The sequence below is a fragment of the Caballeronia sp. LZ003 genome (assembly GCF_031451465.1).
Lineage (GTDB): Bacteria > Pseudomonadota > Gammaproteobacteria > Burkholderiales > Burkholderiaceae > Caballeronia.
The window spans coordinates 1-5400 of record NZ_JARUXJ010000269.1 but is presented as its reverse complement, the minus strand read 5'-3'; the positions used below and the strand labels follow the sequence as shown (position 1 = coordinate 5400).

The following is a 5400-nucleotide window of genomic DNA, read 5'->3' as shown; positions in this document are numbered from 1 at the left end:
TGCTCTTTAAAAACTAACAGCCGATAAGTGTGGGCACTTGATGGCGCGAGCGGTTCTGACCTTTCGGGGTTGGGACGTTTAGCGAAAGTTATCAAGTCTCACACAGTATTAGAGGAAGGTTTATCTGTCGAAAGACGGATTGATCATCGTCAGTACGTTGAGTGAGCGACCGGTTGGTAAAACAACCGAAAACAGTAACAGGAATTGAACTGAAGAGTTTGATCCTGGCTCAGATTGAACGCTGGCGGCATGCCTTACACATGCAAGTCGAACGGCAGCACGGGGGCAACCCTGGTGGCGAGTGGCGAACGGGTGAGTAATACATCGGAACGTGTCCTGTAGTGGGGGATAGCCCGGCGAAAGCCGGATTAATACCGCATACGATCTACGGAAGAAAGCGGGGGATCCTTCGGGACCTCGCGCTATAGGGGCGGCCGATGGCAGATTAGCTAGTTGGTGGGGTAAAGGCCTACCAAGGCGACGATCTGTAGCTGGTCTGAGAGGACGACCAGCCACACTGGGACTGAGACACGGCCCAGACTCCTACGGGAGGCAGCAGTGGGGAATTTTGGACAATGGGGGCAACCCTGATCCAGCAATGCCGCGTGTGTGAAGAAGGCCTTCGGGTTGTAAAGCACTTTTGTCCGGAAAGAAAACCTACCTGTTAATACCGGGTGGGGATGACGGTACCGGAAGAATAAGCACCGGCTAACTACGTGCCAGCAGCCGCGGTAATACGTAGGGTGCGAGCGTTAATCGGAATTACTGGGCGTAAAGCGTGCGCAGGCGGTCTGTTAAGACCGATGTGAAATCCCCGGGCTTAACCTGGGAACTGCATTGGTGACTGGCAGGCTAGAGTATGGCAGAGGGGGGTAGAATTCCACGTGTAGCAGTGAAATGCGTAGAGATGTGGAGGAATACCGATGGCGAAGGCAGCCCCCTGGGCCAATACTGACGCTCATGCACGAAAGCGTGGGGAGCAAACAGGATTAGATACCCTGGTAGTCCACGCCCTAAACGATGTCAACTAGTTGTTGGGGATTCATTTCCTTAGTAACGTAGCTAACGCGTGAAGTTGACCGCCTGGGGAGTACGGTCGCAAGATTAAAACTCAAAGGAATTGACGGGGACCCGCACAAGCGGTGGATGATGTGGATTAATTCGATGCAACGCGAAAAACCTTACCTACCCTTGACATGGACGAAACCCGGGTGAGAGCTTGGGGTGCTCGAAAGAGAATCGTCGCACAGGTGCTGCATGGCTGTCGTCAGCTCGTGTCGTGAGATGTTGGGTTAAGTCCCGCAACGAGCGCAACCCTTGTCCTTAGTTGCTACGCAAGAGCACTCTAGGGAGACTGCCGGTGACAAACCGGAGGAAGGTGGGGATGACGTCAAGTCCTCATGGCCCTTATGGGTAGGGCTTCACACGTCATACAATGGTCGGAACAGAGGGTTGCCAAGCCGCGAGGTGGAGCCAATCCCAGAAAACCGATCGTAGTCCGGATCGCAGTCTGCAACTCGACTGCGTGAAGCTGGAATCGCTAGTAATCGCGGATCAGCATGCCGCGGTGAATACGTTCCCGGGTCTTGTACACACCGCCCGTCACACCATGGGAGTGGGTTTTACCAGAAGTGGCTAGTCTAACCGCAAGGAGGACGGTCACCACGGTAGGATTCATGACTGGGGTGAAGTCGTAACAAGGTAGCCGTATCGGAAGGTGCGGCTGGATCACCTCCTTTCTCGAGCTTAAACGCTCGCCCACTCAAGTGTTCACGCTTATCGGCTGTCAGAAAGACAGGCTAAGGGTCTGTAGCTCAGTCGGTTAGAGCACCGTCTTGATAAGGCGGGGGTCGTTGGTTCGAATCCAACCAGACCCACCACCCGGGCAAGCGGTGCTTAAAACGACCAAGCGAGCAGACTGAGTCAGGCACACACGGGGGGATTAGCTCAGCTGGGAGAGCACCTGCTTTGCAAGCAGGGGGTCGTCGGTTCGATCCCGTCATCCTCCACCAATCCTCAATGCACAGCGCTGAACGCGGGGTTCAACGTTGCGCATTGGCGATTGAGCCAGTCAGCACGGGTAGGTGATTGAATTTGATCACGCTATCGGCTGTCGTTCTTTAACAATCTGGAAGAAGTAGTAAAGAGATTATTCGAAAGCACTTAGAGATGGGTGTGAGTAGGGTAATCAGGGTTGTGATTGTATCAAGTATGAAAAGGTGATCGAAAGATTGCTTTGGAATACGGCACAACGCGAATACTCAACCTATGACGGTGGGCTTAAAGGCAGCAATGCTGGCAGACACACTCGTTATAGGGTCAAGCGAACAAGTGCATGTGGTGGATGCCTTGGCGATCACAGGCGATGAAGGACGCGGTAGCCTGCGAAAAGCGGTGGGGAGCTGGCAAACGAGCTTTGATCCACCGATATCCGAATGGGGAAACCCGGCCCGAATGGGTCATCCTAAGCTGAATCCATAGGCTTAGTGAAGCGAACGCGGTGAACTGAAACATCTAAGTAACCGCAGGAAAAGAAATCAACCGAGATTCCCAGAGTAGTGGCGAGCGAAATGGGATCAGCCTGTACTCTTTATCTGTGTTGTTAGCTGAACGCTCTGGAAAGTGCGGCCATAGCAGGTGATAGCCCTGTAAGCGAAAACAGCGTGGAAGAACTAGGGGTACGACAAGTAGGGCGGGACACGTGAAATCCTGTCTGAAGATGGGGGGACCATCCTCCAAGGCTAAATACTCGTGATCGACCGATAGTGAACCAGTACCGTGAGGGAAAGGCGAAAAGAACCCCGGGAGGGGAGTGAAATAGATCCTGAAACCGCATGCATACAAACAGTCGGAGCCTCGCAAGGGGTGACGGCGTACCTTTTGTATAATGGGTCAGCGACTTACGTTCAGTAGCGAGCTTAACTGATTAAGGCAGGCGTAGCGAAAGCGAGTCCGAATAGGGCGATCAGTTGCTGGGCGTAGACCCGAAACCAAGTGATCTATCCATGGCCAGGTTGAAGGTGCGGTAACACGTACTGGAGGACCGAACCCACTAACGTTGAAAAGTTAGGGGATGAGCTGTGGATAGGGGTGAAAGGCTAAACAAACTTGGAAATAGCTGGTTCTCTCCGAAAACTATTTAGGTAGTGCCTCGTGTATCACCTTCGGGGGTAGAGCACTGTCATGGTTGTGGGGTCCATTGCGGATTACTACGCCATAGCAAACTCCGAATACCGAAGAGTGCAATCACGGGAGACAGACATCGGGTGCTAACGTCCGGTGTCAAGAGGGAAACAACCCAGACCGCCAGCTAAGGTCCCAAAGATTGGCTAAGTGGGAAACGAAGTGGGAAGGCAAAAACAGTCAGGAGGTTGGCTTAGAAGCAGCCACCCTTTAAAGAAAGCGTAATAGCTCACTGATCGAGTCGTCCTGCGCGGAAGATGTAACGGGGCTCAAGCCAGTCACCGAAGCTGCGGATGCATATTTATATGCATGGTAGGAGAGCGTTCCGTAAGCCTGCGAAGGTGCGTTGAAAAGCGTGCTGGAGGTATCGGAAGTGCGAATGCTGACATGAGTAGCGATAAAGGGGGTGAAAAGCCCCCTCGCCGTAAGCCCAAGGTTTCCTACGCAACGTTCATCGGCGTAGGGTGAGTCGGCCCCTAAGGCGAGGCAGAAATGCGTAGCTGATGGGAAGCAGGTCAATATTCCTGCACCATTGTTAGATGCGATGGGGGGACGGATCGCGGAAGGTTGTCCGGGTGTTGGACGTCCCGGTCGCTGCATTGGAGAAGGTGCTCAGGCAAATCCGGGCACATAATTCAAGGGTGTGGCGCGAGCTTCCTCGGAAGCGAAGCAATTGGAAGTGGTTCCAAGAAAAGCCTCTAAGCTTCAGTCTAATAGTGACCGTACCGCAAACCGACACAGGTGGGCGAGATGAGTATTCTAAGGCGCTTGAGAGAACTCGGGAGAAGGAACTCGGCAAATTGGTACCGTAACTTCGGGATAAGGTACGCCTCTGTAGCTTAACCAGCCTGCGCTGGAAGGGTGAAGAGGTTGCAATAAACTGGTGGCTGCGACTGTTTAATAAAAACACAGCACTCTGCAAACACGAAAGTGGACGTATAGGGTGTGACGCCTGCCCGGTGCCGGAAGATTAAATGATGGGGTGCAAGCTCTTGATTGAAGTCCCGGTAAACGGCGGCCGTAACTATAACGGTCCTAAGGTAGCGAAATTCCTTGTCGGGTAAGTTCCGACCTGCACGAATGGCGTAACGATGGCCACACTGTCTCCTCCCGAGACTCAGCGAAGTTGAAGTGTTTGTGATGATGCAATCTCCCCGCGGCTAGACGGAAAGACCCCATGAACCTTTACTGTAGCTTTGCATTGGACTTTGAACCGATCTGTGTAGGATAGGTGGGAGGCTATGAAACCGGAACGCTAGTTTCGGTGGAGCCGTCCTTGAAATACCACCCTGGTTTGTTTGAGGTTCTAACCTTGGTCCATGATCTGGATCGGGGACAGTGCATGGTAGGCAGTTTGACTGGGGCGGTCTCCTCCCAAAGTGTAACGGAGGAGTACGAAGGTACGCTAGGTACGGTCGGAAATCGTGCTGATAGTGCAATGGCATAAGCGTGCTTAACTGCGAGACCGACAAGTCGAGCAGGTGCGAAAGCAGGTCATAGTGATCCGGTGGTTCTGTATGGAAGGGCCATCGCTCAACGGATAAAAGGTACTCTGGGGATAACAGGCTGATACCGCCCAAGAGTTCATATCGACGGCGGTGTTTGGCACCTCGATGTCGGCTCATCTCATCCTGGGGCTGTAGCCGGTCCCAAGGGTATGGCTGTTCGCCATTTAAAGAGGTACGTGAGCTGGGTTTAAAACGTCGTGAGACAGTTTGGTCCCTATCTGCCGTGGGCGTTGGATATTTGAAGGGGGCTGCTCCTAGTACGAGAGGACCGGAGTGGACGAACCTCTGGTGTACCGGTTGTCACGCCAGTGGCATCGCCGGGTAGCTATGTTCGGAAGAGATAACCGCTGAAAGCATCTAAGCGGGAAACTCGCCTTAAGATGAGATATCCCCGGGGCTTCGAGCCCCTTGAAGGGTCGTTCTAGACCAGGACGTTGATAGGTCAGGTGTGTAAGTGCAGTAATGCATTGAGCTAACTGATACTAATTGCCCGTAAGGCTTGATCCTATAACCAGTGTGTTTGAACCACTGGCGAGTTATGCGTGTGCGACAATCGCCACCCAACATTTACTGCTTCTTCCCGGATTGGTTGTGTGCCCACCCGGCGCACGACAACAAGTCATGCCTGATGACCACAGCGAGTTGGTACCACCCCTTCCCATCCCGAACAGGACCGTGAAACGACTCCACGCCGATGATAGTGCGGATC

Annotated in this window: 2 tRNA genes and 2 rRNA genes; all 4 read left to right on the top strand. The window is 53.2% G+C overall.

Features of this window, described 5'->3' with window-relative positions:
* The first annotated feature begins 206 nt into the window (after positions 1 to 206).
* The 4 genes from QCE79_RS38755 (at position 207) to QCE79_RS38740 (ending at position 5198) form a co-directional block, all read left to right on the top strand.
* Positions 207 to 1739 (top strand): 16S ribosomal RNA (locus tag QCE79_RS38755).
* A 64-nt stretch (positions 1740 to 1803) separates the two neighbouring features.
* Positions 1804 to 1880, top strand: a tRNA-Ile gene (locus QCE79_RS38750).
* A 56-nt stretch (positions 1881 to 1936) separates the two neighbouring features.
* Positions 1937 to 2012 (top strand) — tRNA-Ala (locus tag QCE79_RS38745).
* 305 nt (positions 2013 to 2317) lie between these two features.
* Positions 2318 to 5198, top strand: a 23S ribosomal RNA gene (locus tag QCE79_RS38740).
* Together the 16S and 23S rRNA genes with 2 tRNA genes alongside form the textbook arrangement of a ribosomal RNA operon.
* Positions 5199 to 5400 lie beyond the last annotated feature (202 nt).